Consider the following 25,536-nt stretch of genomic DNA (forward strand, 5'->3'; position numbering starts at 1 on the left):
AATTTGTCAAAGAGCTCAATCAGGGGTTACACCCTGATTATCGCGTCAACATTTGGTCGAAGTTAACTTCGACCAAAATGTTATATGTTAACTAAAAACGTCAACCATATTCAGGCATCTACAAGACTGCACCCTGCACCCTGCACCCTGCACCCTGCACCCTGCACTCTGCACCCTGCTGCGTGCAGTTCACTTCGTGGGAATCGCCTGCGGCTCGGAGCGCAGTCCCGACCCTTCGGGATAGCCTGTAGCCGGGGAATGAATTCCTCGCTCGTCTGTGCCGTCCTTTGGACTAGGATTGCGACATTAAAAAGACTGTTTGCATTAAGGTTTAAAATTATTGCAGCATTTATTTGAACCTTCAACCTTAAACCTTCAACCTTCAACCTTCAACCTTAAACCCTTTCCCTTTCGCTTGGTGGTCAGAATTTCAATATCTTGGCTCGTCAGTCAATTGATCAGATCATCTCATGGATTTAGAAGAAAAACTACAGCAGATACAACAGCGCTATCACGAGCTCAACCAGGCAATGGCGGACCCGTCCATCTTTGACCGCCCCAGCGAGTATGCGGAGCTCACCAAAGAGCATACCCAGCTAAAGGAACTGGTTGAGGACTTTAAACGGTGGAAGGAGGCCCGAAACCTGCTGGAAGGCAACATGGAGCTGATTGAGGCCAATGAGGATCCGGAGATCACCGAACTGGCCAGGGAGGAGAACAAAGAGCTGAAGACGGAGCTGGAGGAGCTGGAGGAGGAGATTAAATTCAAATTGATCCCCAAAGATCCGGACGATTCCAAAAACTGCATTGTGGAGATTCGTGCGGGGACCGGGGGTGATGAAGCTGCACTCTTTGCGGGAGATCTTTTTGATATGTATCGCCGCTATGCCGATTCACAGAACTGGAAAATGAGTGTTCTCTCGGTCACTGACAGTGAAAAGGGAGGCTTTAAAGAGGTGGTTTTTGAGCTTTCGGGAAATGAAGTATATGGAAAAATGAAGTATGAGAGCGGGGTTCATCGCGTTCAGCGCGTGCCGGAAACGGAGTCGCAGGGGCGTGTTCACACATCTGCTGCTACAGTAGCGGTACTGCCGGAGGTGAACGATGACGTGGAGATCCGGATTGACATGAAAGATGTTCGCGTGGATACGTTCCGCTCGAGCGGTGCCGGAGGGCAGCATGTAAACAAAACCGATTCCGCCATTCGTCTCACACACGAACCGAGCGGCGTTGTTGTGGAGTGTCAGCAGGAGCGATCGCAGCATCAGAACAAGGAAAAAGCCCTGGTTATGCTAAAAACGAAGCTCTACGATATGGAAATGGAGAAAATAAGATCGGAACGCGCAGCCGACCGTAAAAGCCAGGTGTCAACAGGCGACCGCAGTGCCAAAATTAGAACCTACAACTTTCCGCAGGGAAGGCTTACCGACCACCGTATCAATCTGACCCTCTATAACCTGGATGATATTATGAAGGGCAACATCGGTGACGTTATCAAAGCCCTTCGCGTAGAGGATAATCTTGAGAAATTAAATGCAGTGATGAACTGATCCGTTCATGTAACTGAAACATGAAACGGGATATCCAATAAAGAAATCCATATGAACTTTCCCAATCCCTTTTACCGCTGGCGCCCCCACCCATGGCATGGTCTTGATATCGGCGAAGACTCGCCTTCCGTAGTCAGCGCATTTATTGAAGTAACTTCATTCGACGCCATTAAATATGAAGTGGATAAACTGACCGGCTACATGCGTGTAGACCGCCCCCAGCGCAGCTCCTCCATGCCACCTTCACTCTACGGCTTTATTCCGCGCACCTACTGCGGCGACCGGATTGGCAAGCTCTCTTCCAAAACGGATGTGGGTGACGGCGATCCGCTTGATATCTGCGTTCTCAGTGAGCGGCCGATCGACCGCGCAGAGGTGATTTTGAGTGCACGCGTAATCGGGGGACTGCATATGATCGATCAGGGCGAGGCAGACGATAAAATCATTTCGGTTCTGGAGAATGACCAATACTATAAAAATGTGCAGGAGATCGACGATCTGCCGGACGTGCTGATAGAGCGGCTTCGACACTACTTTGGAACCTACAAGCTGATTCCGGGACAGGAATCGGATGTATATGTAGATCGGGTGTACGGTCGCGAAGAGGCTTTTCGTGTTATTGAAGCATCGGTAGAGGATTATAAAGACATGTTCGGAGAATAATTCCTGTTTTTTAAAAATTTAAATTAAATAAAATCAGGTTTTTAAATGAATTATTGTCTGAAATCGATGCACTATTATTAAAATTTTGCAGGTCCCCATTGACTTTTCGGACAGGAACCATTTAATTCTTTTATTAAAATTTTCTAATATTTACAGACTGTGTAGGGTGACTGGGATTTAACAGATGGCTTTTTGGTACAAAAAGCCCTGTTTGTACAAATATAAAATATACATGGTATCAAAAAATTTGCTCATTGCTGCGGTTTTGACGCTTCAATTCATGCCTGGAATATGTTTGGCCGGTGATGATCCTCTGGAACCGGCAGATCAGGAAAAAACCGGTCAGTACTACATTTATAACGCAGATACCGAAACATTCAGTGCTGTACCGCAAACAGAGGAAGGAGTTGATTCACTTCTGACACTCTCTGCAGAGCTGCACGATAAAAACTCCAGGCTCTCCTTTATCTCCGCCCGTGAAGCGCTTCTTCTCTCCGAATCCATTTCATATACCGACGGGAGGGCGCGTGCGCTGAATATGGTAGCGAATAAGTATCTTGACTTCGGTGACTATGAGCACGCCCTTCAGCACTACCTCCAGGCTATGGAGCTCGAAAACGAACTTGGAAACCGCGAACGTGCTGCCGCACTGATGAACAACATTGCACTTGTTCACCTGGAACAGAAAAATTACGAACGTGCAGCTGATTTTTTGTCCTCCAGCATCACGCTTCACGGTGAGATAGGACTGGGTGACCAGGTGTATCTTATGCTAAACAATCTGGGCGTAATTCAGCGGCGACAGGGCAATTATGATGAAGCGCTAAGTCATTTCAGGGAATCGCAGCAGCAGGCACTGGATGTGGCTTCAGACACACTGGTTCATATGGTGGCTACGCTCAATATCGGCAATACGCTAAGGAACATGGGCGAGCTGGATGAAGCGATCGGATACCTCTTAAAAGCCAATCAATATTTTGACCGCAACGAGCTCACCCTGCATCAGATTACGTCCTATTTATTTTTGGGACAGCTCTATCTCGACAGGAGGGAAACGGAAACCGCTATCGAGTATGCGGCGAAAAGCCTGGAATTGTCAACCGGGGAAAATCAGCGCGAAAGAATCAAGGATGCCCATGAACTGCTTGCCTCTATCCATGAACTGGAAGGTGACATGCAGAGAGCCTATGAGCACTTTACGCTCTATCACCAGTACAGTGATACGCTGTACAATATTCAGAAGAGCAATCTTCTGCAGGAGATGCAGACCCGGTTTGACGTTGAGCAAAAAAATCGCGATCTGGAGCTGCTAAGCAAAGAATTTGCCCTTCAGGAAGCCAGTATTGCCCAGCAGGACCAAATTCGCAAATCCCTGATAGCTGGCATTGTACTGCTCTTCGTCATTGCGTCGCTGCTGATCTACATGAACCGGCAAAAGAAACGGGGCAATAAACTGCTGAAAAAAAGAAGGGAAGAGATCGCACGGCAGAATGCAAAGCTGGCTGATTTGAACAAGGAAAAGGATGAATTTCTTAGCATCATTGCGCACGATTTAAGAAATCCGGTCACGGTAGTCAAAACCGCCGTCGAGCTTATTGAGACGGAGGAGAACCCTACGCAAAAAAATCTGGAGGAGTACACGGATCTGATTCACATTTCCACAGACAGAATGATGAACCTGCTGAATAACCTGCTGGATGTGCAATCGATGGGGCATACTAAATCAAGGTCGCTGAGAATGCAGAAGCTGGACGTGGACGATCTTCTGGAAGAGTCGCTTACTCACTACCGGCGTTCAGCATCTGCCAAGGAAATTACGATTAACCGGCATTCGGAAGGGGAGGAAGCCGTAATTATGGGGGATGAGGGCATCTTTGTGCGGATTATGGATAACCTGATCTCAAATGCCATCAAATACTCCCCGATGGGTTCTGATGTATCAATCCACAGAAAAACGTTTGAAGACAGAATCCGTATTTCAGTGATTGACCAGGGACCGGGTATCTCAGCGGAGGAACGCGAAAAGCTATTTGGTAAATTTTCAAAACTTTCCAGCAAACCGACCGGAAATGAAAAATCCACCGGATTAGGATTGTACATCGTAAAAAAACTGGTACGCTCGATGGACGGTTTTGTAGGCTGTATCAGCAAGGAGGGAGAGGGATCTGAATTTTATGTAGAATTCTCAGTTGCCGGAACAGGAGATCCGGAGAATCTGAACGTACCGGCCGGTAATCTGAATGAAAATGTGACGTAGCGTACATTTTAAGCACATCGTGTCTCCAAAAGCTTGTTTTGCCTCGCCAACCGTGGGAAAGATCTGCAATCAGATTCAGCCTTGCCGCTCTTCCCGGCTGAATCCGGTTCCCTATAAAAAACTCTTTTTATTACATTTCATGAAAGATGACAGCGTCTTTCAAACGGCAGACTGGGTGCAGTACGATGCCGGTTGCGTCTTGACAGGTTCAGCCGAATCTGCTAATGTTCTTAACGGGTACGTAATTTCTGCTTTCCGGCTTGTCCGGTGGTATGGCACCTTGTCCAAAAAATTAACCTGAAACCGGAATTCACAATGAAACAACCGGACGCCACATTAAATCTTACCTCCGACGTTAATGTAATCGGGTCGGCAGTAGATTTTACCTATAAGTGGTGTGTGAACGCAGGATTGGCAGAAGATGATGCCGTTCGGGTGACGCAGGCTCTGGATGAAATCGTCACTGATATTGTTCTTTTCGCTTATCCTGAACAGAAGGAGCCCGGTCATTTTGAAGTGCATTTCAGAAGCGACTCTTCAAGCGTTCAGATAACAGTTCACGAGTATGGCGAGCCTTTCGATCCCGACCGGCATCATTATGATTCCAATAAAGCCATTGAGGAGGGTGAATTTGAAGGTGCCGGGTTCGAACTCGTCAAATATCTGACCGATGAATTTACCTTCGAAAACCGTGGCGCAGAAGGTAAAATCTTTCACCTTATCAAATATATCATCACCGACCGGGAACCGGATCTGTTACCGGAAGAGTCACCCGATACTGAAAAAACTGAGCTCGACCACGAGGAGTTTATCGTAGCTCCGATTGATGCACACGATGCAGAGGACATTGCAAAGCTGGTGTACAGATCCTACGGGTACAGCTACCCGAATGAAGATCTCTATTTCCCGAAACGAATTGCAATGGCTGTGATCCGAAAGAAAAAGATCGGTGTAATTGCGCGAACAAATGAAGACCGGCCGGCCGGATATTTTGCGATTCTGGAAACGAGCGACTCGGACGTTGGCGAAGTGGGCGAAGCCGTGGTTGCACCCGCATTTCGCAGGAAAGGACTATTCAAAAAGATGATGGAGATGCTGATAGAGAGTGCTAAAGAGAGCAAGCTCCAGGGAATTTTTGGAAAGGCTATCGGCATACACGATATCAGTCAGAAGGTGAATCAGCAATACGGATTCAAAACAACAGGCATTCTGCTGGCAGATTTTCCGGCAGTTCATCTCTATGAACTTCTGGACCCCTATCCGCAGCCCGTTTCAGAGATTGTAGATTTTCTGATACTTAAAAAAGATCATAACCAAAAGATCTACCTGCCGAATCAATACCGCGATCTGCTGAGCGATATTTATGCTCAATTTGATGTGAAACCCGATTTTAAGGAACCCGAAAGCGATCCCGCTCGTGCACCGTTTTCTGATATTGACATGAAGGTTGATTACAATCAGAAAAACTCGCTTCTGATTCTCCGTTCTGCGGGAAGAAACGTACTGAACACGATCGAACAGAAGTTCGCCTACCTGAAAACAAGGAAAATAAATATTATTTACATCGATCTGCCGCTGGAGGATCCCGTAACGCCCACGCTTGTTGAACCCCTGCGGAAGATGGGATTTGTTTTTTCAGGTTTGATGCCGCATTTCCACAAGGGAAAAGACCACCTTCGGATGCAGCACGTACTCTGTAAACTTGATCTGTCACTGATTGTAACCTACTCGGAAATGTCGGAACGGGTTCTCAGTCAGGTAAAAAAGGAGGTTGAAAATGGAGCACAGTAACCAGGGAAAGTTTACGCGCGTGAAAATTGCCAGAGACTTTAACCTTCTGACGGTACGTGAACTGGAGAGAAGCTTCTTTAAATGCGATCACCTTGAACTCGATCTCGCTACGTGCCGCTTCGTTGACAGTGAAGCCATCGTCTACATCCACCGGCAGATTAACTCGGGTACGGTTATTCGGCTTATGAATTCGCCGCCTATACTGAAGGAGTGTCTTCGTATATTGGAAGTGGAGGAGGCATGGAGAAAAAATAAGAATCTAATTTTTAATGGCTAAGAACGCCTGAATTATGCAAACCATCAGCACAGATCACCCCATATGGGAAAGATTCTTTACCGTAAATCCGCTGGTCATTGTGGGCAGCAAAGAGGAGGATGGCCGTTATGATCTTGCCCCCAAACACATGGCCTTTCCAATGGGCTGGAAAAACTACTTCGGGTTTGTGTGTACACCCAGGCACGGTACGTATCAGAATATCAAGCGGACGGGAGAGTTCAGCGTCAGCTATCCAAAACCCTCGCAGGTGGTCATCACAAGCCTTACCGCAACCCCGCGCTGTGATGACGATACCAAACCCGGCCTTGCCGTCTTGCCGCAGGTTCCGGCAGAGACGATCGACTCGGTTTTTGTTGAAGATTCGTACTTGCAGCTCGAGTGCACGCTTGGCAAAATTATCGATGGATTCGGAGAAAACAGCCTGATCACGGGTCGTGTGGTCCGTGCATACGTGGATGAGGATTCCTTAAGGAGCGAAGGAAAGGACGATAATGATCTGATATTTAATGAACCCCTGTTGGCCTACCTCGCACCCGGAAGATATTCTGTGATAAAACAGAGTCAGTCATTTCCATTTCCGAAAGATTTTAAAAAATAGTTGTATGAACTCGAAACCAGCCGAGATTGCAGCGTGGATTCGGAGCCGGAAATCGGAATTCACGGAACTGCTCCGCAAAATGGTGGAGATGGAAACGCCCTCCACGCGTCCCGAAACCATGGAATCAATCTTCACATGGTTCACAGACCAGTTTGAAAGTATCGGTTACCGGTCGGTTCGGATTCCCGGAAAAGACACTGCCGGACAGCTTCTTTCAATCCCTTCAGAACGCAGAAAGAACACGCCGAATCAGCTGCTGATAGGTCACTGTGATACCGTCTGGCCGCTGCACACACTAAAATCCATGCCCTGCGAGCTTAAAAACGGACAGATGAGCGGTCCGGGCATCTACGATATGAAGGCAGGATTGCTTGAAATCCTTTTTGCCCTTAAAACGATCGATCATATGGGTCTGAAGCCGGAGGTTACCCCGGTTGTGTTTATCACGTCCGACGAAGAGATTGGCAGTTTTGAGTCGCGAAGCAATATCATGCGGCTCTCAAACATTGCTGACCGGTGCTTTGTGCTGGAACCGGCACTTGGAATTGACGGCAGGATTAAGACAAGCCGCAAAGGGGTCGGTAACTATTTCATTACGGTTCATGGAAAGCCCGCTCATTCCGGACTTTCACCCGAACAGGGAAGGAGCGCTATCGTTGAGATGACCTATATCATCCAGATGCTTTACGACCTGAACGACCCTGAAAAAGGAACCACTGTGAATGTAGGTACCATTCAGGGCGGGGAACGAGTGAATGTGATCGCGGCAAAAAGCACCATTGAAGTGGACGTGCGGATCGCCAAAAAAGAGGAGGCCCGGAAAATTGATGAGGCAATCCGAAATATCGTGCCCCGGAGCGATGGCGTCAGTATTACCGTAGAGGGCGGAATTGACCGGATGCCCATGGAGAAAACAAAGGGCACCGAAATACTTTGGGACCGAGCTCAGGCTTTGGGCAGCCGGATAGGTATTAAGCTGGCTGACGGCATGTCGGGCGGGGCTTCCGATGGTAATCTTACCAACATGGTAACCCCTACGCTTGACGGACTCGGCGCTGTGGGAGATGGGGCACATGCAGAACACGAGCACATACTGATCGATGAAACATTGAACCGTGCCGTGCTTTTGACTCTTTTGATTCTGGAACCGCCGCTGCAGATTGTGAACGCCCCCGAATCACGTTAGTTATCAACGAGGGTGTCGGCAGCTTCTGTATTCAGGGAATCCCGTATGCGTTCCGTTTCCAGGTTCAGCCTGAACTGCTTCTCGGCCTCCTGAATGCTGTCGCGTTCAGCTCGCAGCCTGTCACTGTACTCTTCAATACGAAGCATCTGGTTTTGCATGTTTCTCTGGTAATAATCGTGCGCAGACCGAAACTCTTCCCGCGTAACCCCGTATTTCTGGAAGATGCTGTCGCGAAGCTCCGCGGGTGTGCGATCACCAAGCTGGCTTTCATCCATATGGTTCACGATCGTGAGCTCAATCAGCACATCTCCGTACACCTCTTCCTCCAGAACATCCGGCTCCGTGCTGCACCCCTGAATGGCTGCAGCGACAAGCAACAGAAGAAAAATGATTATTGAACCGCGTATGATGGATAAGATTCGGGTCAAAACAGGTTCTGTCTATTCAGGTTTTTTGGGATTCAGCGGACGCAGGGTCACCTCGTTGATCAGGAGGTTGTTGGGTGTTTCAAGCAGATGAATCAGTGTATCTGCAACGTCGCCGGGCTGCATCATATTGGAATGGGTGTCGCCTCCGGCCGCCACTTCAAAAAACTCGGTGGCAATGGAGCCCGGAAACATGGTGGATACTTTAATCTTGTCGTACCTCAGCTCCTTGAAGAGCGCTTCGCTGAAGCCGCGCAGACCGAATTTTGTGGCGTTATAGCCCGAAATCTCAGGATTACCCAATAGTCCGGCCACAGAAGAGATATTGATAATATGGCATGTTCCGGGATGTTGCTTCATAAGGGGAACAATGAGCCTGGTGAGATAAAAAACACCGTTCAGGTTGGTGTCGATCATAGTATGCCAGTCTTCGGTCGACATCTCGTCGACCTTGCCGAAACGTCCCAGTCCTGCGTTGTTGATGAGTGCGTCGGGCAGAGTCTCCGAATCAAAAGCACTGTTCACCCATGCTTCAATGGCATCCTGATCCGTTACGTCCATCTCTACCGGGATGAATGATTCTCCGAGCCGTTGCCGGATCTCATTCAGTTTCTGTATCCGGCGCGCCAGTCCATAAACCACGGCACCCTTGTCGACCAGTTTTTTTGAAAATGCTGTTCCGATACCGCTGCTGGCGCCAGTAACAATGACTCTTTTATTTTTTAAATCCATTCGATTCTTACTTTGTTCATTTTGGTTAAGTTTAGTGAACTGTTTTCATATAAAACAGGAAGGATTACAATCATTCCTCAATCCGGCACAATGGATAAACTATACATCGACATCGGAAATTCGTTTATAAAAGTATCGGAACGAAAAGAGTACAGCTGGCACACCCATCTGCATATGCGAAATCAAAGCGCCCTGGCCGCTGCCGAGGAGCTGAACCGCATTGACGGATTAAAAGACGTTGTGGTTGCCTCCGTGAGGCAGGATGTGCTTGATGTGCTGGAAGCCAATCTCGACCGCAAGATCAGCTTAACGAAACTCCATACGGGTCAGATTCCTTCCTTCTACCTGGATTACGACTCACCCGGTACCCTGGGCATCGACCGCTTTCTTACCTGCCTGGCCGCCTGCACCATTTCTACAGGCAATGTGATTGTGATCGATACCGGTTCTGCCTGCACGATTGACATGATGACCGGTGATTTTGTGTACCGCGGCGGGGTGATCATGCCCGGGGTAGGCCTTTTTGAGGAAACCATGAAGGCGCTCCTGCCCGAACTGCCTTCAACGGACCGCCATCTGCCCGATCACTGGCCCGGCAGAACAACTGATGAGTGTATCCGTTGGGGAGTGTACGGGTCATTTTTGCACTCCATACGATCTTTTGTCGACAAATTCGCACAACGAGCGGATGGGAATCACGTCTATATTACGGGCGGAGGAGCCGCCTACGTGCTGGAGCATCTTGGCGGGGAGCTGGATCTGATTCACCGTGCGGACCTCATTTTTGAGGGCATGCAGGAGTTTGAATCAGGGTCGTTTATCCAAAAGTAGAAAAAGGGTTCAGCCTTTTTCAGAACCATATCTCAGTTTGCCGCGAATCAGTGCGATCACCATCTCCAGGGCAACGGTATTTTCACCGCCGCGAGGAATAATGATATCGGCGTAACGCTTGCTCGGCTCCACAAACTCCAGGTGCATGGGACGAACATACCGCTCGTATTGATGCAGTACGCCGTCGAAGTCACGGCCCCGTTCATTGATATCCCGCTTGAGCCTGCGCAGAAGCCGTACATCGTCATCGGTGTCCACAAAAATCTTGATATCCATCTGCTCGCGCAGATTGGGCTCCGCAAAAATGAGAATACCGTCTACCAGTATAATTCTCCTGGGTGCGGTGCGTACGGTCTTTTCCGACCGCGTATGGTCTACAAAATCGTACACGGGCAGGTCAATCTGATAGCCGCTTTTCAGGGCGTCCAGATGGCGGATCATGAGCTCGGTTTCAAGAGCGGAGGGGTGATCGAAATTTTGTTTTTTACGATCCTCAAAGCTGAGGTGGCTCAGATCGCGGTAGTAGGAGTCGTGCTGCAGCAGCAGCACATCATCTCCGATTCCATCGATGATTTTATTAACAACTGTGGTTTTTCCGGAACCGCTGCCGCCGGCAACACCAAGAATCAGTGGCCGAGTAACAGGTTCATTCATTGCTGGCCCTTGAAGTGGTTTCCTGCGTATCGCCATTCTGAAGACTTCGGTCGAATTCATCTTTGAAATCCCGAATCGCCCTGAAAATGGCCGATGCAAGGATAGCCTGTCCGTATTCGCTTGTGAGATATCGCGCCTCACTGGTATTCGAAAGAAATCCGAGCTCTACCAGTACTGCGGGAGTTGAAGCATGCCATAGCGCCTCAAGTCCGGCCTGTTTTACCCCGCGGGATCGCCGGCTGGCCCGGTATTTGAACTGATCTTCTATCATTGTGGCGATCCGTTCACTTATGGCCATGTTTCCGGAGTTGGTCAGCTCGTAGATCAGCAGCTCCTCTTCACTCAGGTTCAGCCCGCCTCCGCCGTTTTCAAATTCCACCACGCTGTTTTCCCGTTTCATCACTTCGAGGGCCGATTCGCTTCTTGCAAGCCCCAGAAAGAATGTTTCGGTTCCGTGGGCGGAGGGTGCATTGGGAGCAGCGTTTGCGTGAATGGAGACAAAAAGGTCCGCCTTGTTTCGGGTTGCCACCAGTCCGCGTTCAGGCAGGGGTACAAACGTATCATCTGTACGGGTGTAAAGCACATTTACATTCGGCATATACTCTTTGATATATTCGCCTACTTTCAGGGTTACGGCGAGCACCACATCCTTTTCATTGATTCCCATCCGTCGATTGGATGTGCCCGGGTCCTTGCCGCCATGGCCCGCATCCAGCACGATGGTCCTGAATCTATCGGATGTGCGGAGGCCTAAAAATGAGTTGTCAGTATTTTCTTCAGCAATCGATTCATCCGGAATTTGTGCATCCCGCGTTTTGTCAATGTTCCATACAATCGGCTCTACGCCGTCTGTTATTTGCCGGATCTCATCGAGGTCTGTACGTTCCAGCGCAAGCAGCAGGTGGCGACGGTTCTGGTCGGGATACACAGAGGTTTTGAAAAAGCTGTTTTCACCCAAATGAATATTTACACCCACGCCCAGATCCGTTTTGTGAACGTCCAGGGCCGGGAATGTATCGGATACGGGAGGGAGCCTCATGCCTGCCGTATCAAGCTCTCCAGAATAGAGCATCATCTGAATCATATCGGATGAGGGCTGGTTTACCCGGAAAGAGTCGACCATTTCATCCAGGTGGTAGCGAATCACATATCCTTTTCCGTCACTGCGTTCTACGGCAGAGATCCGGTCGAGTGACGACTGCGCAGTGCCTGTAAAAGGAAGTGCAAGACACAACAATCCGCACAGGATGAACATATCAAAAATGAAAGATCGGTTCATTTTTGTAATTGAGAGAGTTATGAGAGTGTAGATGATTTTACGGAATGTACACATTTTTTTTAGTATTGATAAATAATCCCCCCATAGAATGTTCCATTAAATTGCAGTTAAAGGCATTCGGTTACTGAAACATCTCAGATCAACGTATATTCGGATAATCAATTATGCTGTTTCTTTTGTACTATTCAGTACAATGCCAGCATGCTGTTATATCATATAAATGAACCGACACGATACAGACAAAGATAACGACTATTCCGATCTGCACAGACACATCAATCTGTTTTTTGGTGAAACTTTTCCTGCACTGATCAGGGAAGCAGACAGCCGCTTTCAGCACCCGCTGAGAAACTGGCTCAGAGAGACGTATAAAGAGTTGCTCCGCCTTCGAAAAGAGAAGAAAGATACGTACGAAAGGTCAGTAGAAATTCTTCACAGTAACCTGCCCGGACTGCGCCGCGCAATCAGCGAGATGGAAAGTAAACCCATGGCTGATGAGATACGAAACATGCTGATATCTGAGTTGGATGAGCTGCCGGGGTCCATCGAACAGAATCAGTCTGAAGAGAGGTTTAACGCCGCAGAAGGCGATTCACCCTACATTATCCTGCGTAAGCTGGTTAAACGAACGGCCCGTAAGTTCAGCGGTGAGAAAAAATATCAGACCCAGGTTATTCCCGTTCGGGATATTATTGCACAGGAACTTCTTGAAGATATGGGGTGGCTTCAGATCTGGATATCAGAGTCGTATCTGGATCAGTCTGAGATCCTGGAACTGTTTCTTGAAAAACCGGAAGAGAATCAGGAGGGAGAGGGCGCATCGGATCAGGATCCCGATTCGGATAACGGATCGGAGAAAGGAGACGAACATCATTCAAATGGGGAAGAAGAGGAGAGCGGAGAGGCGGTTAAGGAATCGAAAAAGAGTAAGAAACAATCCGGTGAGGCTCCCGAAGCCAACTCCTTCCGGATAGAGGTAATTGATGAATTCGAGCAGCACCTCGAGCAGGTTATCAAACGAATTGAAAGCACAGAGATTCTCCAGAATGAAAATCTGGATGAGTATCTGGAAATGATACGCAACCGTGTCATCCGGCGGTGTGAACGTGCCGGAACCGTCGAAGAGAGAAAAACGATTCGCCCATTCAAGAAAAACGATGCCCTGGACGAACCGGTGCCTGGAAAAATTAAAGAGCAGGAGTCGGCCTGGCTCACCTGTCTGAAAAGTATCCGCAATGATCTGCAAATTCAGAACGAGATCGCAGATTACGGAATAGAAGCGGTCGATGCCCGCAAAAATATGCTGAGCGAGCTGCACAATTTTTTCAGGGATTTTGGATACCTGCCTATCGAACAGACCATCAGTGCGTCGCGTGAAATGAGTGAACAACTCAAAAAAACGGGGAAGTCATCGCTTACGGCCAAGCTCACGGATGATCTGCGCGATAAACTGAAATCGGATATTCAGGACGAAGCGCTCAGTAAAATGAATGATGAGGAGGCGATGAAGAAATTCGTCACATCCATTCAGGAGGAGCTGAGTGACCTGCAGCTCGAGCAGTCCGGGTTTACAGAAACCATCCGCCTGGCTGAAAAGCGTGAGTTATCCTTGCCCGCTCCGAAGATCCGGTTCGATGAGCTGAATTGGAGATCTCTGGCATCACGTCACATACAGGAAAAGGCGCTTCGTGAAATGAATCCTGAAAAGGCCGATCTGATCGGATTTATGAAGCAAATCTCCGAAAAAATGACGGAGAACCTGCAGATCGTGGATGTGAATCTGGCGGCAGCCTATGAATCGAAAGACCATGAAGCGGAAGAAAGGCCATTGGATATTGCGCTGGGCGGCATCGAGAGGGCCATCAGCCAGTTTGAAGAGCTGATCAGGCAGATCCGTGATAAACAGAACGGATACGAAAAACTGATCAGGGAGCGGCTTGATAAAACGCTCCATGATCTTGCCGATACGATGCTGTCGCGAGAATACGACGCGTTTGAAATTCAGGACAAAGCCCTTCAGGTGAAAGAGACTGCACTGAAGTGGACTGACAAACTGGAGATCATTGCAGGCGATGCCCTCGAGAAGAGCAGGGTTCTCTGGAGGTTTTTGATGCAAAAACTGAAAAAGGGCCGTGCAGTGGCGGGCCGCTTTCTGGGCTTCACAAAAGAGGAAGGGATCAGTTCGAAGGAAAAACGCAGCCTCTCCGAGTATCTCACGAAATCAGACCAGAATCTGGAGCTTCCGTTTATCTACAGAAGACTGTTTGAACCGGGTTTTGAGATTGACAGCCGATTCAACATTACGCCCGACGGGTTTTACACCACAATGGAGGGTGCTTATGCTTCATGGAAAGAGGGGCTGGAGACCAATGTGCTGATTCTGGGTGAAAGGGGAAGCGGAAAGACGAACGCCGTGCGGTTCAGTGAGGAGAAATTGTTTGAAAAGGAGGATGTGGTGCATGTTGTATTCGATCGCACATTCTGCGATGAAAAAACATTGGTCAGCTATTTTTCAGAAGCTTTGGGATACAGCGGTCTTGAAACGGTTGAAGACCTTATTGAGAAAATCGGGAATCGGCGTAAACGGATCGTGATAGCGGTCGAAAATCTGCAGAATACCTACATCCGCAATATGCATGGATTCTCCGCAATAGAAGCATTTTGGGTGCTCATATCGTCAACCAAGAAAAACATTTTCTGGATGGTAACCATATCGCGATACACCTGGAAATTTTTTGAAAAGATGAGCAGTGCCGATCAGTATTTTTCACATATCGATGAAATTGATACCCTTACCGCAGAGCAGGTACGGAAAGCGGTCATGGTGAGGCATAAATCAACAGGCTTTCAGCTTCTGTTTGAACCGGCTCAATCGGTGAAAAACAGCAGAGCCTACAAGAAGCTGATAAACAGCAGCGGCAACGATCAGGAGTATCTTGCCGACTACTATTTTGAAAAACTGGCCAACATTGCAGAGGGCAATATGTCGGTTGCAACGATATTCTGGATGCAGTCGATCAAAGAATTTGATGATAAAAGAATGGTGATTGCACCCATTGAGGTGGCAGACGTGGACCGGCTGGAGGTTCCATCAAGAAATGTGCTTTTTACCCTGGCGGCATTTGCTCTGCACGATACGCTGAATGAGGAGCAGCTGGCCATGGCTCTGCATGAGGATCTGAATGACAGCCGCCTGATGATAGCGCGGCTTCGAAGCAAGGGAATCCTGCAGGCAACCGACCACGGCTACCGCATGAATCAGCTTGTATACCGCCAGATCATCCGCATGCTTAAAAGACGAAATATACTGCATTGACAGGTGACCCATGAATAACATGATGAATAGCCCATATCGATTCATATCCATTGTTTTGACCCTGGTTGGACTTTTTGCGGTATCTGCGGAAGTGTACGGATTCCCTTCTGAAGAACGTAACTACACTGCCGTTTCGGAGAGGATAATGGAACTCCCGGTTCAGTCCGATACTACCGGAACCAATGACCTTCAGTCCGGATCTGAATCTGCAGCTGATACCAGCGGCGGACAGAACGCTGTACCGGCCGGTAACCAGGATACTGCCAACGGTTTAACGGGCACAGATGCCCAGCAAAACATTGCACAGATACGTGAGCTTATTTCATTCGGAAAGATTTTCTACTCCTTTCTGATCCTGTTCTTTACCTATTACATAAATAAATATCTTTCACTGATATTAGATAACCTCTCAGAGAAGCTTACCAACTACCGCCTGTTTATCAAAAGATTGGTGCCGATCAGCCGGATTCTGATCTGGTCGTTTGCCATCTACATTGTGATTGCGGGAGTAATTGTGCCTCCGCTTGAAACCATCATTACCATTGCCGCATCGGTTGGTATTGCAGTCGGGTTTGCCTCACAGGATATCCTGAAAAACATCTTTGGCGGTATCATGATCATCCTGGATCGTCCATTTCAGGTGGGCGATAAAATACAGGTTGGCGAGCACTACGGTGAAGTACAAACTATAGGGCTGCGATCGAGCCGCGTGGTAACCCCCGACGATTCGGTTGTGTCTATTCCCAATGCGGAACTGATGAACAAGGCTGTATCCAATTCCAACTCGAGTGCCCTCGATTGCCAGGTGGTTGCTGAAATCTATCTGCCGGCCAGTACAGACGTGGCAAAGGCCAAACAGATTGCATTCCGTGCTGTCTATTCATCCCCCTACACCTTTATGAACAAACCGGTAGATGTGATTGTGCTGAACGAGATGAACGAAAAGTTTTTTCTGATGAAAATGCGGGTGAAAGCATATGTTCTGGATATCCGTTATGAGTTTCTCTTCATGAGCGATGTTACCGAACTGATTCTGAGCGAGCTGAACCGGCAGGGTCTCATTCCGGATGAGATTTATCAGGAAGGAAAAGGGAAAAAGGCGGCATCATAACACGAGTTGTGAATCGGGGCAAGGCATCAAATCTCAGATAACCGGTTTGTCACTCATCTTGAAATGATTTTGTTTTAAGAGCCGTTCTGTATCCTAAAGCGCAAACCCATATACCCGATCAGCATGGATAACCTTCCACAGTCCGATATCAGCAGAATCATTGAGATGGCATGGGAAGACCGCACACCGTTCGACGCCATCAAGCATCAGTTTGGCCTGAGTGAGAAAGAGGTGATCGCATTGATGAGAAAACAGATGAAAGCCTCCAGTTTCAGAATGTGGAGAAAAAGGGTGAGCGGCCGCGACACCAAGCATCGCAAGCTGCGAAAGAAGGACGTAAAACGGTTTACTTCACCATATTGATTTACCTCTGTTTAAGATAACGTCAGTTCGAGATAAGAAATTGAACTGAAAAAGTCCCCCTTTTCCCATTGGGATCACTATGTGGGAAGGGGGGAGAGTCCGCCGGCTGGCGGACGAGGGGGATGACCCTCTGAGCATTGAATTGACTCTAATAATTAAATTTTACCCTTAATTTCACTACGTAACACCCCTCCCCGCCAGACGGCGGTACTCCCCTCGAGGGGAGACTTCCATTGCCCTCCGTCAGCCGACGGAGGGACACTCTTCAACAAACTCTTATGTCGAACTCACGTTAAGATAAGGATGTGGGCAAAATGATTCCCCTCCTTTGCCCCGCAGGAATCCCTATGGGGTAAGTATGGGCAAGGGGTGGTTACAAATCTATGAGCAGATATGAAATTGAGAAATTAGCTTATAAGCTTTCTTAAACTACCTCTCGCAGACGGGCGACCTTTATTTCCGAACGCCCATTGCCATTTAATTCTTCAAAACACCTGCGAAGGAGGGTCCCGATATTTCGGGTACTTCAAGTTCCTAACTTCTGACAGGCTTTAATCTATCCGCCCTCATCGAGATCATTAAAATCCAGAATGTCCCCCGGATTCCATGCATACGGGCCTTCGCCGGTGCAGACTCCGTTTTGCAGTATGAGTGGCGGCCTTGTGGCGATATCGGCCGTTGAAAATCCGCCGGATTCTTCATTGCGCGCGGCGTCCAGCTCGTTATATCGTTCAACCAGCTCCTGCAGCCGTTCTCTGTCGGAAGTTTCGGATGAGAAAACCAGGAAACCCCAGGGGCCGCCCGCCGGCTTAACGCCAATCGGAATCACGTCGCATTGATCTGCTGATGATGCCTGAGCGGAGCCCACTTCCTGCTGAATCATGCGCGCAATCTCTTCAATGGATGTATCAGAAAGGTCATCGTCATCCTCATCCTGCCGGGCGCAGGCAGTGAAGCAGAGCGAAAGAGTAATGAGCAGCAGAGTGAAGAGTGAAGTGTCCATATCAAATCTGTTTTTTTAAAATGAGTTTGGATGATTTTGGTCAGGGTGTTCGTTCCTGAAGTTTGCGAACCGACCATGTTACAAGTCTTCGCGGCAGCCATCGGACAATGACGGATGAGATCTTATTCTGAAATCCATGAATGGCAACACGTTTACCCTTCATCATGGCTTTGTATCCGTATTCCGCCACATCCTCTGCCTCAGCCATGGGGATACGATCGACCAGTTTTGATTTTTGCATATTTGCCGTGTCCTGAAACTCTGTCTTTACAGGCCCCGGGCAGAGCGTCGTTACATGTACACCGGTATGATTAAGTTCATTGTCAATGGCCTCGCCGAATGCAAGTACATACTGCTTGCTGGCGTAATAAACGCTCATGAGCGGACCGGGCTGGAAAGCGGCCGTGGAGGCTACATTCATGATATAAGAACGTTGTTTACTGATCAGATCGGGCAGAAAAAGCCTTGTGAGATGGGTGAGTGAGCGCATATTGAGATCGATCATGGTGGCGGTTTTGTCCCAGTCTGACCGGTGAAAAAAACCGTAGTCACCGATCCCCGCATTGTTGATCAATACGGTCACATTCAGGTTGTTCGAGACGGCAAAATCGTAAACTTCCCGCGGCGATTCCGGAGTCGACAAATCGGCAGCCAGGCAGATAACATTAATTCGGAAAGCCTCTTCAAGATGGTTGGCAAGTTCACGGAGCTTCTCTTCCCTTCGCGCTGTAATGAGCAGGTTGTAACCCTCACGGGCAAACACCCTGGCCAGTTCCATGCCGATACCACTTGATGCGCCGGTAATAAGTGCGGTTTCTTTCATGAAGGTAAAGTGTTTATGATGATCCGGAAGAACCGTATTGAAAGAAAGAGTATGCAGCCATAATTCAGGTTAAATACTCTTTTAGGGAGATTCCGGATGTAGCATGAAATTATAAGAATAATGAGATGATTATATTAACCTGAGTTCGAAATAATGAAATGTACAGGAAAGTCCACACTCTCTCGTTGTGACTCCTGCGGGGCTGAGTGTTAATATGACTCAAGAAAAATAAAACGTTTACCGTTAGTCTCATTACATAAAACCCCTTCCCGCCTTAAGGCGGTACTTCCCTCGAGGGGAAACTCTCATTGCCTGCGGTCAGCCGACGGAGGGACACTCTTTAACAAACTCTGGTTAAATTATTCCTGAATACAAAACACTTTATAGTCAGCAGTGAGGTAAGTACGATTGAAAAACCTGGAAAAACTTATTGAGAGGATCCGTGACATGACCCTGAAAAAAGATGTTGTGTCACTGGATGATATCCTGGACGCTTCAGGCCGGAAATCCTTTGGGTTTTTTCTTTTACTGGCGGGGATCATTACACTTGCGCCGCTGGTAGGCGATATTCCAGGGGTACCCACATTGATGGGCGCCTTTGTTATCATCATATCATTTCAGCTGCTGATCAGGCGGGAAAATATGTGGCTGCCTGCATTCATGCGAAACCGCACTCTCAAACAAGAAAAAATCCTGCGGGCTTTGAAGAGGCTTAAGCCGGTTATGAAAGGCATTGACCGAATACTAAAGCCGCGCCTCACCTTTTTGACCAAAGGATTCATGCAGTATGTAATTGCGCTTATCTGTGTAGCAACAGCTGCCGTAATGCCTGTTATGGAGTTTATTCCTTTCAGCGCAAACATAGCGGGTGTCATACTGACGGTATTCGGCCTTGCACTGCTTGCAAGCGACGGTTTTCTGGTACTGTTTGCCTTTGCCCTGCTTGGAACGGCCGGTTGGCTGATTTTTATCAACTGACTTAGATCAGGCCGATAGCCCGCTGTGCGGCTATTAGTTTCTTACAGCCTTTTTAACGCCTGCTACATTGAGTCCAAGGGTAAGCGACAATCCATAACCAACATGCATAATCACGCCGGCAAGCAAAATTTTACCCGGCACCCAGGTGTCCATATAAAATATGCCGAACGAGTCGCCTGCAGAGAGCCCTACAAGTGGTGAGATCACCAAACCGGAAAAGATGGAGATGATTACGCCGTAGATCACGCCCTGAATCAGCCAGTTTCCGGGAATCAGGTCTTTAAGAAAGGCAACCCAGGTCAGCGCCATCAGCATTCCGCCGATGTAGTAAGCCGTATTTCCCCATAGCATGGTGTACGGGTCGGTTGCATGCACAAAATTGAAACTTTCTTTGAGTATGTGACCGATATCAATAACAGGGAGGCCAACTCCGCCCTGAACGAATGAAATCATGGTCATGATAAATGTGGCAATAAATCCGCAAATTACGGTTCTCCAGAATGTGCTTGAGCTCATAGGTCGATTCCTCCAACGGTAGTTAGGTGTTTGCAGGAAGGTATGCCGATCGCCGGTTTACTGGATCGCTTTTCATCGATGTGCTGCAGTACCTTCCGGGTACAGACCAGCTGTAATTTATAGTCAGCATCTCTTTCAAAAGTGCTGAAAGGAAGGCAAAGAACAAAATGGAGATTTACCTGCCGGATTATCGGCTGAACTCATCCAGCTGTGCCCGCAATTTTTGAAGGCTGGTTTCGGTGTCCGATTTTTTCATGCGCTCTTTCTCCACCACGGCTTCAGGAGCGTTGTTTACAAACTGTTCGTTCGAAAGCTTTTTCTCAATCCCTTTCAGAAATCCTTCCAGCCGTTCGATCTCCTTGTTGATGCGGCTGCGCTCTTTATCAAGATCGATCAGTCCTTCAAGCGGAATATAGATTTCGGACCCGCCGATAACTGCTGCCGCGGAGGCTTTCGGTTTTTCTGCGGATGGTTCAACCGTAAATGATTTAAGTGGGAGCAGCTTTTTATAGACCCAGGATGCGGCTTGAATGCCGGTGCCGAGTGATGCGTCTTTCGGCTTGATGATAAGCTCCAGTTCCGTTTTGGGTGCCAGGTTCATCTCGGCCTGGATATTTCGAACGGCCGAGATCTGCTCCTGAATGGTGGCGAAGATAGCTACAGAGTCCGAATAGTCTCCGTCCGGTTGTTCGGGCCAGGGACTGATTGTGAGTGCTTCATCAGCAGAACGCGGACTAATTCGCTGCCAGATCTCCTCGGTGATAAACGGCATAAAAGGGTGGAGCATTTTCATTAGAATCTCAAAAATGCCGAGAGCCCGTTCCAGCTTCTCTTTCGGCATGTTTTCCCCGTATTGATCGGCTTTGCACACCTCGATATACCAGTCGCAGAAGTCGTCCCATACCAGTGAGTAGATTTTCTTTAGTGCTTCATTGAGCCTGTAGTTCCCGAAATCCTCCTCCATTCCCGAGAGAGCTGCCTGAATGCGCCCCATCATCCACTTGTCTGCGATATTTTCAGGGTCGATATCGGAGGTGGGAGTGTAGCTTACGCCCTCATCCATATTCATGGTTAGAAAACGGAACGCATTCCAGATCTTGTTGGAGAAATTGCGTCCCTGCTCGCAGAGGTTTTCATCAAACAGCAGGTCGTTGCCGGCAGGCGCTGAAAAGAGCATTCCCGTACGGGTGCCGTCGGCTCCGTATTTTTGGATCAGCTCAATGGGGTCGGGAGAATTTCCAAGTGACTTGGACATTTTCCGGCGCTGCTCGTCACGCACAATACCGTGATAGTAAACATTGCTGAACGGTTTCTCATCCGCAAAGGCATAACCGGCCATAATCATACGGGCCACCCAGAAGAACATGATTTCGGGAGCGGTAACCAGATCTTTGGTCGGGTAGTAATAGTCCAGCTCGCTGTTGCGTTCGCCCGTGCGGATGAAGTCGGGATCAAATACCGTGATCGGCCAGAGCCAGGATGAGAACCAGGTGTCGAGCACATCTTCGTCCTGGCGAAGATCGGCTTCACCCAGAGATTCATCACCACACTTTTCTCTGGCTTTTTTCAGGGCCTCTTCTGAGGTTCGGGCAATTACATAGTCGTCGTCGCCATCGCCATAATACCAGGCGGGGATGCGATGACCCCACCAGAGCTGTCTCGAGATACACCAGTCGCGGATATTCTCCATCCAGTGGCGGTAGCTATTCTTGAACTTGGCCGGGTGAAACTGAACTTCGTCGTTCATTACGTTGTCGAGTGCCGGCTTGCTCAGCTTCTCCATGCGGCAGAACCACTGCAGGGAGAGTCGCGGCTCAATCACGGCGTCGGTTCGCTCGGAGTATCCCACCTTGTTGGCCATCTCTTCCACTTTCACGAGCAGTCCCATCCCGTCCAGATCCTTTACAATCTGTTTGCGGGCCTCAAAGCGGTCCATACCAATATAATGACCCGCTTCTTCGGCAACCGTGCCGTCGGGATTCAGCATATCGATGATGTCAAGATCGTGTTTCATGCCGATCTCATAATCGTTCTGGTCGTGGGCGGGCGTGATCTTCAGGCAGCCTGTTCCGAACTCAGGGTCCACGTACTCATCGGCAATCACGGGCACCTCGCGGTTCACTACTGGAATGATGGCGGTTTTACCGAGAATTTCGGTGTATCGCTTGTCGTCCGGGTTCACGCATACGGCCGTGTCGGCCAGGATGGTTTCGGGACGCGTGGTTGCAATCGTGATAAACTCATCCGAATCCTTGATCGGGTAGCGGACATGATACAGCCTGGACTGCACCTCTTTGTGAATCACCTCTTCATCACTCAGAGCGGTCTGTGCGGCGGGATCCCAGTTCACCATCCGCTGCCCGCGATAGATGTACCCGCGATCGTACAGTTCAATAAAGCAGTCGATTACCGATTCATAGAGGTCATCTTCGAGGGTGAAACGCGTTCTTTTCCAGTCGCACGAGGCTCCCAGCTTTTTCAGCTGCTGAAGGATGATTCCTCCGTGTTCATCGGTCCATGTCCAAGCATGTTCCAGAAACTCATCACGCGACAGGTCGCTTTTTTTAATGCCCTCTTTACGAAGCTTCTGTACCACTTTGGCTTCGGTGGCGATGGAGGCATGGTCGGTACCCGGCACCCAGCATGCGTTGTAGCCTTTCATCCGGGCCCGCCGTACCAGTACATCCTGGATGGTATTGTTGAGCATGTGTCCCATGTGGAGCACGCCGGTAACGTTGGGAGGGGGAATCACCACGGTGTAGGATTCGCGATCATCCGGCTCGGAATGGTAGTAGCCGTTTTCTTCCCAATAGGCGTACCATTTCTCCTCGGTAACCGATGGGTCGTAGTGTTTAGGTAATTCTTCCTGGGCTTTATTCGTCATATGTAAAGAACCACAGAGTGCACAGAGGACACTGAGGTTTGTTTAATTAATTGATTATTCTTCGAATGCCTTTAACCATGATCGGAACGTTGAAATTCATCAATAAACCGAGTTTGAAACCTCCAAGTTTGAGATATGTCAGAACCTGTGCATGATGAACAGGACTGAATCGATCAACTGATTTAAGTTCAAGGACTAATTTTCTTTCAACCAATAAATCAATTCTATATCCGCAATCAAGTTTGACTTTTTCAAATACCACAGGAATGGGTTTTTCTCTTTCAACGACAAATCCATCTTTTAACAACAGATAATTCAGACACTCCTGGTAGGCAGATTCCAATAATCCCGGGCCAAGTTCTTTATGAACCTTGATAGCAGAGCCGATTACTTTTTCAGTAAGAGCATTTAACTCGTCCATGATCCCAGCTCTGTGCTCTCAGTGCCCTCCGTGGTTTATTTCACCCGCTTCAACCGCACCCCGAAGTGCCCGTCGCAGCCGTGAATGTGGGGGAAGGTCTGGTAGGCCAGTCCGTCTTCGGTGAGTACCTCTTCCGGCAGAAACTCATCGAGGGGTTCCAGTTCAAAGTTGTCGTACTTGTCCAGAAATTTTTGTACCTGCTCCCAGTTCTCCTCAGGCTCAATCGAGCAGGTGCTGTACACCAGGCGTCCGCCGCGTTTTACGTGGTTGGCAGATTCTTCAAGAAGCTCTTCCTGCAGTTTTACTGAATTTTCCAGTTCCTCTTCCGTGCGTTTCCAACGAAGATCCGCCCGTTTGCTCAGAACACCGGTTCCGGTGCAGGGAGCGTCGAGCAGTACGCCGTCGGCAAGCTTCAGGTTCAGATCGCGCGCATCGTCCTGTCGGATCTTAATGTTTTCGGCCTGGTAGTCCATGGCACTCTGAGCGAGCATCTCCAGCCGTTTCGGGTTGATATCGACCGCAATGATGGTGCCTTCACCGTTCATCATGTCGCTCATCACAATACTTTTTGTACCCGGTGCCGCGCAGAGGTCGTAGATGGTTTCACCGGGTTCCGGTTCCAGGATGGTAGGGGCAAAACCCGCCGCGATATCCTGTACCAGGCAGATACCTTTTCTGAGCAGGTCTTTGCTGATAAAGGGGGCCACCGATTCCACCTTGAAATAGCCGGGCAGCCAGTCACTCTCCTTATATTCAATGTCGAGCTTATCCATCCGCAGTTTGAAGTTCTTGGTCTTCGTGCGAAGGTTGTTCACGCGCACATAGTAGGAGGGACGCTGATTGTTTGCCTGCATAAGCTTGAACGCCTCCCGCTCGCCGAAGCGCTTCACCCATCGTTTTACCATCCACTCGGGATGAGAGAATGTCGTGGCCACCAGTTTGGTGCGGTCTTTAAACGCAGGTTTGGGTAGCTTGTCGATATCGCGCTGGATGTTGCGCAGAATGGCATTCACCAGGTCGCCGGCTTTCGAACCCATGCTCAGCTTGGCGATCTCAACGCCTTCGTTGATGGCCGCATAGTCCGGGGTACCGCCCATAAACAGCATCTCATAGAGTGCGAGACGAAGAATATTTTTCAGTTCCGGCTTCATCTCGTCAACGGTAATGCTTGAGAATTCACCGATGATAAAGTCGAGATAGCTTCGGCGGCGCAGGATATTCTGCACATATTCCCTTACCTGTGCACGTTCCCGGGGCTCCAGTTCATTGGCTGGAGAAAAATCGAGGTTCGATGTCTCATCAAATTCAATTAGTAAATCGATGCTGACCGTGCGTGCAGTTAGTTCGGTATCCAATGGTTTTTACAGATTTTTGGGTTCTGATTTCACCGGTTTTGTGCAACCCGTCAGGGTGGTGATGGCCGGATTTTTAGATAACTCTAAAGATAGGGTATTGATACTCTTTATGCTAATAGAGCTTCGGGCGGGAATGCAGTTTTTAGCATGATCGTGTTGCTCCGTCTTGCAGGCGGCAGTCAACTACGCTATCTACTACGCTGAAGCTTTGTAGATCAGGAAAGCTGCGTTGACCAGGGGGTGCAGGGTGCAGTCTACTACGCTAAAGCTTCGCAGACCAGGGGGTGCAGGGTCCAGGGTGCAGGGTGTAGTACTAAAAAATCCTTCTGAGATCGAAAATCAACAATCTCCAATCAGAGATCACCCTACCCTCTCCCGTCTCACTTTTCACTTCTGCCTCTTGCCTTTTGCCTTCTAAAGTGTGTCGATCTGACTGTCGACTGACAACTGGCGATTAGTGACTGGCGACTGTAGAAACCGACATCCGAGCAACAGGGTCCAGGGTGCGGGGTACAGGGTTCAA

Annotated in this window: 22 protein-coding genes; 12 read left to right on the forward strand and 10 right to left on the reverse strand. The window is 48.8% G+C overall.

Annotated elements, in window-relative coordinates:
- Positions 1–470: 470 nt before the first annotated feature.
- The 7 genes from prfA to DDZ15_RS07795 all read left to right on the forward strand — a co-directional run bounded on the left by prfA (position 471) and on the right by DDZ15_RS07795 (position 8,322).
- The gene (gene prfA, locus DDZ15_RS07765; RefSeq protein WP_109646527.1) at positions 471–1,550 is read left to right on the forward strand and encodes a peptide chain release factor 1; all 1,080 of its coding nucleotides are present in this window, start codon (positions 471–473) and stop codon (positions 1,548–1,550) included.
- 51 nt (positions 1,551–1,601) lie between these two features.
- The gene (locus tag DDZ15_RS07770) at positions 1,602–2,213 is read left to right on the forward strand and encodes an inorganic pyrophosphatase (protein WP_109646528.1); all 612 of its coding nucleotides are present in this window, start codon (positions 1,602–1,604) and stop codon (positions 2,211–2,213) included.
- A gap of 232 nt (positions 2,214–2,445) precedes the next feature.
- Positions 2,446–4,470 carry an ATP-binding protein gene (locus tag DDZ15_RS07775; RefSeq protein ID WP_158278646.1) on the forward strand — a complete coding sequence of 675 codons (2,025 nt, stop codon included), beginning with the start codon at positions 2,446–2,448 and terminating at the stop codon, positions 4,468–4,470.
- Between the two features lie 315 nt (positions 4,471–4,785).
- Positions 4,786–6,261, forward strand: a complete 1,476-nt coding sequence (locus DDZ15_RS07780; RefSeq protein WP_109646530.1) for a GNAT family N-acetyltransferase — start codon at positions 4,786–4,788, stop codon at positions 6,259–6,261.
- Complete coding sequence (locus tag DDZ15_RS07785) at positions 6,248–6,538, forward strand: hypothetical protein (protein WP_109646531.1); 291 nt, start codon at positions 6,248–6,250, stop codon at positions 6,536–6,538. Before DDZ15_RS07780 ends, DDZ15_RS07785 begins: the two co-directional genes overlap by 14 nt.
- A gap of 13 nt (positions 6,539–6,551) precedes the next feature.
- The gene (locus tag DDZ15_RS07790) at positions 6,552–7,136 is read left to right on the forward strand and encodes a flavin reductase family protein (protein ID WP_109646532.1); all 585 of its coding nucleotides are present in this window, start codon (positions 6,552–6,554) and stop codon (positions 7,134–7,136) included.
- Positions 7,137–7,140: 4 nt separating this feature from the next.
- Positions 7,141–8,322 (forward strand): M20 family metallopeptidase, encoded by a 1,182-nt coding sequence (locus DDZ15_RS07795; RefSeq protein ID WP_109646533.1) that lies wholly within the window; start codon positions 7,141–7,143, stop codon positions 8,320–8,322.
- On the opposite strand, the gene DDZ15_RS07800 is transcribed toward DDZ15_RS07795, so the two are convergent.
- Together DDZ15_RS07800 and DDZ15_RS07805 are read right to left on the reverse strand one after the other, a co-directional pair.
- The gene (locus tag DDZ15_RS07800; RefSeq protein WP_109646534.1) at positions 8,319–8,750 is read right to left on the reverse strand and encodes a DUF4296 domain-containing protein; all 432 of its coding nucleotides are present in this window, start codon (positions 8,748–8,750) and stop codon (positions 8,319–8,321) included. The two genes, DDZ15_RS07795 and DDZ15_RS07800, sit on opposite strands and share 4 nt — an antisense overlap.
- A gap of 12 nt (positions 8,751–8,762) precedes the next feature.
- Positions 8,763–9,479, reverse strand: coding sequence for an SDR family oxidoreductase (locus tag DDZ15_RS07805; RefSeq protein WP_109646535.1), 717 nt, complete (start codon positions 9,477–9,479; stop codon positions 8,763–8,765).
- 90 nt (positions 9,480–9,569) lie between these two features.
- On the opposite strand from DDZ15_RS07805, the gene DDZ15_RS07810 reads away from it, so the two are divergent.
- Positions 9,570–10,310, forward strand: a complete 741-nt coding sequence (locus tag DDZ15_RS07810; RefSeq protein ID WP_146198543.1) for a type III pantothenate kinase — start codon at positions 9,570–9,572, stop codon at positions 10,308–10,310.
- Positions 10,311–10,319: 9 nt separating this feature from the next.
- Here the strand turns inward: DDZ15_RS07810 and udk are convergent, their stop codons facing one another.
- Entirely contained in the window at positions 10,320–10,964 is a 645-nt protein-coding gene (udk, locus tag DDZ15_RS07815; protein WP_109646537.1) for a uridine kinase, read from the reverse strand.
- On the reverse strand, positions 10,957–12,243 hold the full coding sequence (locus DDZ15_RS16825) for an N-acetylmuramoyl-L-alanine amidase family protein (protein ID WP_199222914.1): 1,287 nt from the start codon (positions 12,241–12,243) through the stop codon (positions 10,957–10,959). The genes udk and DDZ15_RS16825 overlap by 8 nt, the downstream gene beginning before the upstream one ends.
- A gap of 220 nt (positions 12,244–12,463) precedes the next feature.
- On the opposite strand from DDZ15_RS16825, the gene DDZ15_RS07825 reads away from it, so the two are divergent.
- From DDZ15_RS07825 to DDZ15_RS07835, 3 genes are all read left to right on the forward strand, one after another.
- A complete protein-coding gene (locus tag DDZ15_RS07825) occupies positions 12,464–15,559 on the forward strand; it encodes a hypothetical protein (protein WP_109646538.1) in 3,096 nt (1,031 codons plus the stop codon).
- A 19-nt stretch (positions 15,560–15,578) separates the two neighbouring features.
- The gene (locus tag DDZ15_RS07830) at positions 15,579–16,670 is read left to right on the forward strand and encodes a mechanosensitive ion channel family protein (protein WP_158278647.1); all 1,092 of its coding nucleotides are present in this window, start codon (positions 15,579–15,581) and stop codon (positions 16,668–16,670) included.
- Between the two features lie 123 nt (positions 16,671–16,793).
- A complete protein-coding gene (locus tag DDZ15_RS07835; RefSeq protein WP_109646540.1) occupies positions 16,794–17,033 on the forward strand; it encodes a TIGR03643 family protein in 240 nt (79 codons plus the stop codon).
- A gap of 556 nt (positions 17,034–17,589) precedes the next feature.
- On the opposite strand, the gene DDZ15_RS07840 is transcribed toward DDZ15_RS07835, so the two are convergent.
- Complete coding sequence (locus DDZ15_RS07840; protein ID WP_109646541.1) at positions 17,590–18,036, reverse strand: hypothetical protein; 447 nt, start codon at positions 18,034–18,036, stop codon at positions 17,590–17,592.
- Between the two features lie 40 nt (positions 18,037–18,076).
- Entirely contained in the window at positions 18,077–18,859 is a 783-nt protein-coding gene (locus DDZ15_RS07845; protein ID WP_109646542.1) for an SDR family NAD(P)-dependent oxidoreductase, read from the reverse strand.
- 408 nt (positions 18,860–19,267) lie between these two features.
- Here DDZ15_RS07845 and DDZ15_RS07850 point away from each other — a divergent pair, with 408 nt between their 5' ends.
- On the forward strand, positions 19,268–19,837 hold the full coding sequence (locus DDZ15_RS07850; RefSeq protein ID WP_278336125.1) for an exopolysaccharide biosynthesis protein: 570 nt from the start codon (positions 19,268–19,270) through the stop codon (positions 19,835–19,837).
- Between the two features lie 33 nt (positions 19,838–19,870).
- Here the strand turns inward: DDZ15_RS07850 and DDZ15_RS07855 are convergent, their stop codons facing one another.
- From DDZ15_RS07855 to rsmB, 4 genes are all read right to left on the reverse strand, one after another.
- Positions 19,871–20,353 carry a hypothetical protein gene (locus DDZ15_RS07855; RefSeq protein ID WP_109646543.1) on the reverse strand — a complete coding sequence of 161 codons (483 nt, stop codon included), beginning with the start codon at positions 20,351–20,353 and terminating at the stop codon, positions 19,871–19,873.
- Between the two features lie 187 nt (positions 20,354–20,540).
- Positions 20,541–23,237, reverse strand: a complete 2,697-nt coding sequence (locus tag DDZ15_RS07860) for a valine--tRNA ligase (RefSeq protein WP_109646544.1) — start codon at positions 23,235–23,237, stop codon at positions 20,541–20,543.
- 46 nt (positions 23,238–23,283) lie between these two features.
- Entirely contained in the window at positions 23,284–23,658 is a 375-nt protein-coding gene (locus tag DDZ15_RS07865; protein ID WP_109646545.1) for a GxxExxY protein, read from the reverse strand.
- Between the two features lie 35 nt (positions 23,659–23,693).
- Entirely contained in the window at positions 23,694–25,013 is a 1,320-nt protein-coding gene (gene rsmB / locus DDZ15_RS07870; RefSeq protein WP_109646546.1) for a 16S rRNA (cytosine(967)-C(5))-methyltransferase RsmB, read from the reverse strand.
- Positions 25,014–25,536: the final 523 nt, after the last annotated feature.

Origin of the sequence: Rhodohalobacter mucosus, assembly GCF_003150675.1 — a bacterium.
GTDB classification, from domain to species: domain Bacteria; phylum Bacteroidota; class Rhodothermia; order Balneolales; family Balneolaceae; genus Rhodohalobacter; species Rhodohalobacter mucosus.

What these genes read in the sequence shown, in the direction of transcription:
- DDZ15_RS07795 (WP_109646533.1), top strand. Translation starts at nt 7,141, where the DNA reads ATGAACTCGAAACCAGCCGAGATTGCAGCGTGGATTCGGAGCCGGAAA.
- prfA (WP_109646527.1), top strand. Translation starts at nt 471, where the DNA reads ATGGATTTAGAAGAAAAACTACAGCAGATACAACAGCGCTATCACGAG.
- DDZ15_RS07770 (WP_109646528.1), top strand. Translation starts at nt 1,602, where the DNA reads ATGAACTTTCCCAATCCCTTTTACCGCTGGCGCCCCCACCCATGGCAT.
- DDZ15_RS07860 (WP_109646544.1), bottom strand. Translation starts at nt 23,237, where the DNA reads ATGACGAATAAAGCCCAGGAAGAATTACCTAAACACTACGACCCATCG.
- DDZ15_RS07845 (WP_109646542.1), bottom strand. Translation starts at nt 18,859, where the DNA reads ATGAAAGAAACCGCACTTATTACCGGCGCATCAAGTGGTATCGGCATG.
- DDZ15_RS07835 (WP_109646540.1), top strand. Translation starts at nt 16,794, where the DNA reads ATGGATAACCTTCCACAGTCCGATATCAGCAGAATCATTGAGATGGCA.
- DDZ15_RS07840 (WP_109646541.1), bottom strand. Translation starts at nt 18,036, where the DNA reads ATGGACACTTCACTCTTCACTCTGCTGCTCATTACTCTTTCGCTCTGC.
- DDZ15_RS07855 (WP_109646543.1), bottom strand. Translation starts at nt 20,353, where the DNA reads ATGAGCTCAAGCACATTCTGGAGAACCGTAATTTGCGGATTTATTGCC.
- DDZ15_RS07805 (WP_109646535.1), bottom strand. Translation starts at nt 9,479, where the DNA reads ATGGATTTAAAAAATAAAAGAGTCATTGTTACTGGCGCCAGCAGCGGT.
- DDZ15_RS07785 (WP_109646531.1), top strand. Translation starts at nt 6,248, where the DNA reads ATGGAGCACAGTAACCAGGGAAAGTTTACGCGCGTGAAAATTGCCAGA.
- DDZ15_RS07780 (WP_109646530.1), top strand. Translation starts at nt 4,786, where the DNA reads ATGAAACAACCGGACGCCACATTAAATCTTACCTCCGACGTTAATGTA.
- udk (WP_109646537.1), bottom strand. Translation starts at nt 10,964, where the DNA reads ATGAATGAACCTGTTACTCGGCCACTGATTCTTGGTGTTGCCGGCGGC.
- DDZ15_RS07810 (WP_146198543.1), top strand. Translation starts at nt 9,570, where the DNA reads ATGGATAAACTATACATCGACATCGGAAATTCGTTTATAAAAGTATCG.
- DDZ15_RS07865 (WP_109646545.1), bottom strand. Translation starts at nt 23,658, where the DNA reads ATGGACGAGTTAAATGCTCTTACTGAAAAAGTAATCGGCTCTGCTATC.
- DDZ15_RS07830 (WP_158278647.1), top strand. Translation starts at nt 15,579, where the DNA reads ATGATGAATAGCCCATATCGATTCATATCCATTGTTTTGACCCTGGTT.
- DDZ15_RS07825 (WP_109646538.1), top strand. Translation starts at nt 12,464, where the DNA reads ATGAACCGACACGATACAGACAAAGATAACGACTATTCCGATCTGCAC.
- DDZ15_RS07775 (WP_158278646.1), top strand. Translation starts at nt 2,446, where the DNA reads ATGGTATCAAAAAATTTGCTCATTGCTGCGGTTTTGACGCTTCAATTC.
- DDZ15_RS16825 (WP_199222914.1), bottom strand. Translation starts at nt 12,243, where the DNA reads ATGAACCGATCTTTCATTTTTGATATGTTCATCCTGTGCGGATTGTTG.
- DDZ15_RS07790 (WP_109646532.1), top strand. Translation starts at nt 6,552, where the DNA reads ATGCAAACCATCAGCACAGATCACCCCATATGGGAAAGATTCTTTACC.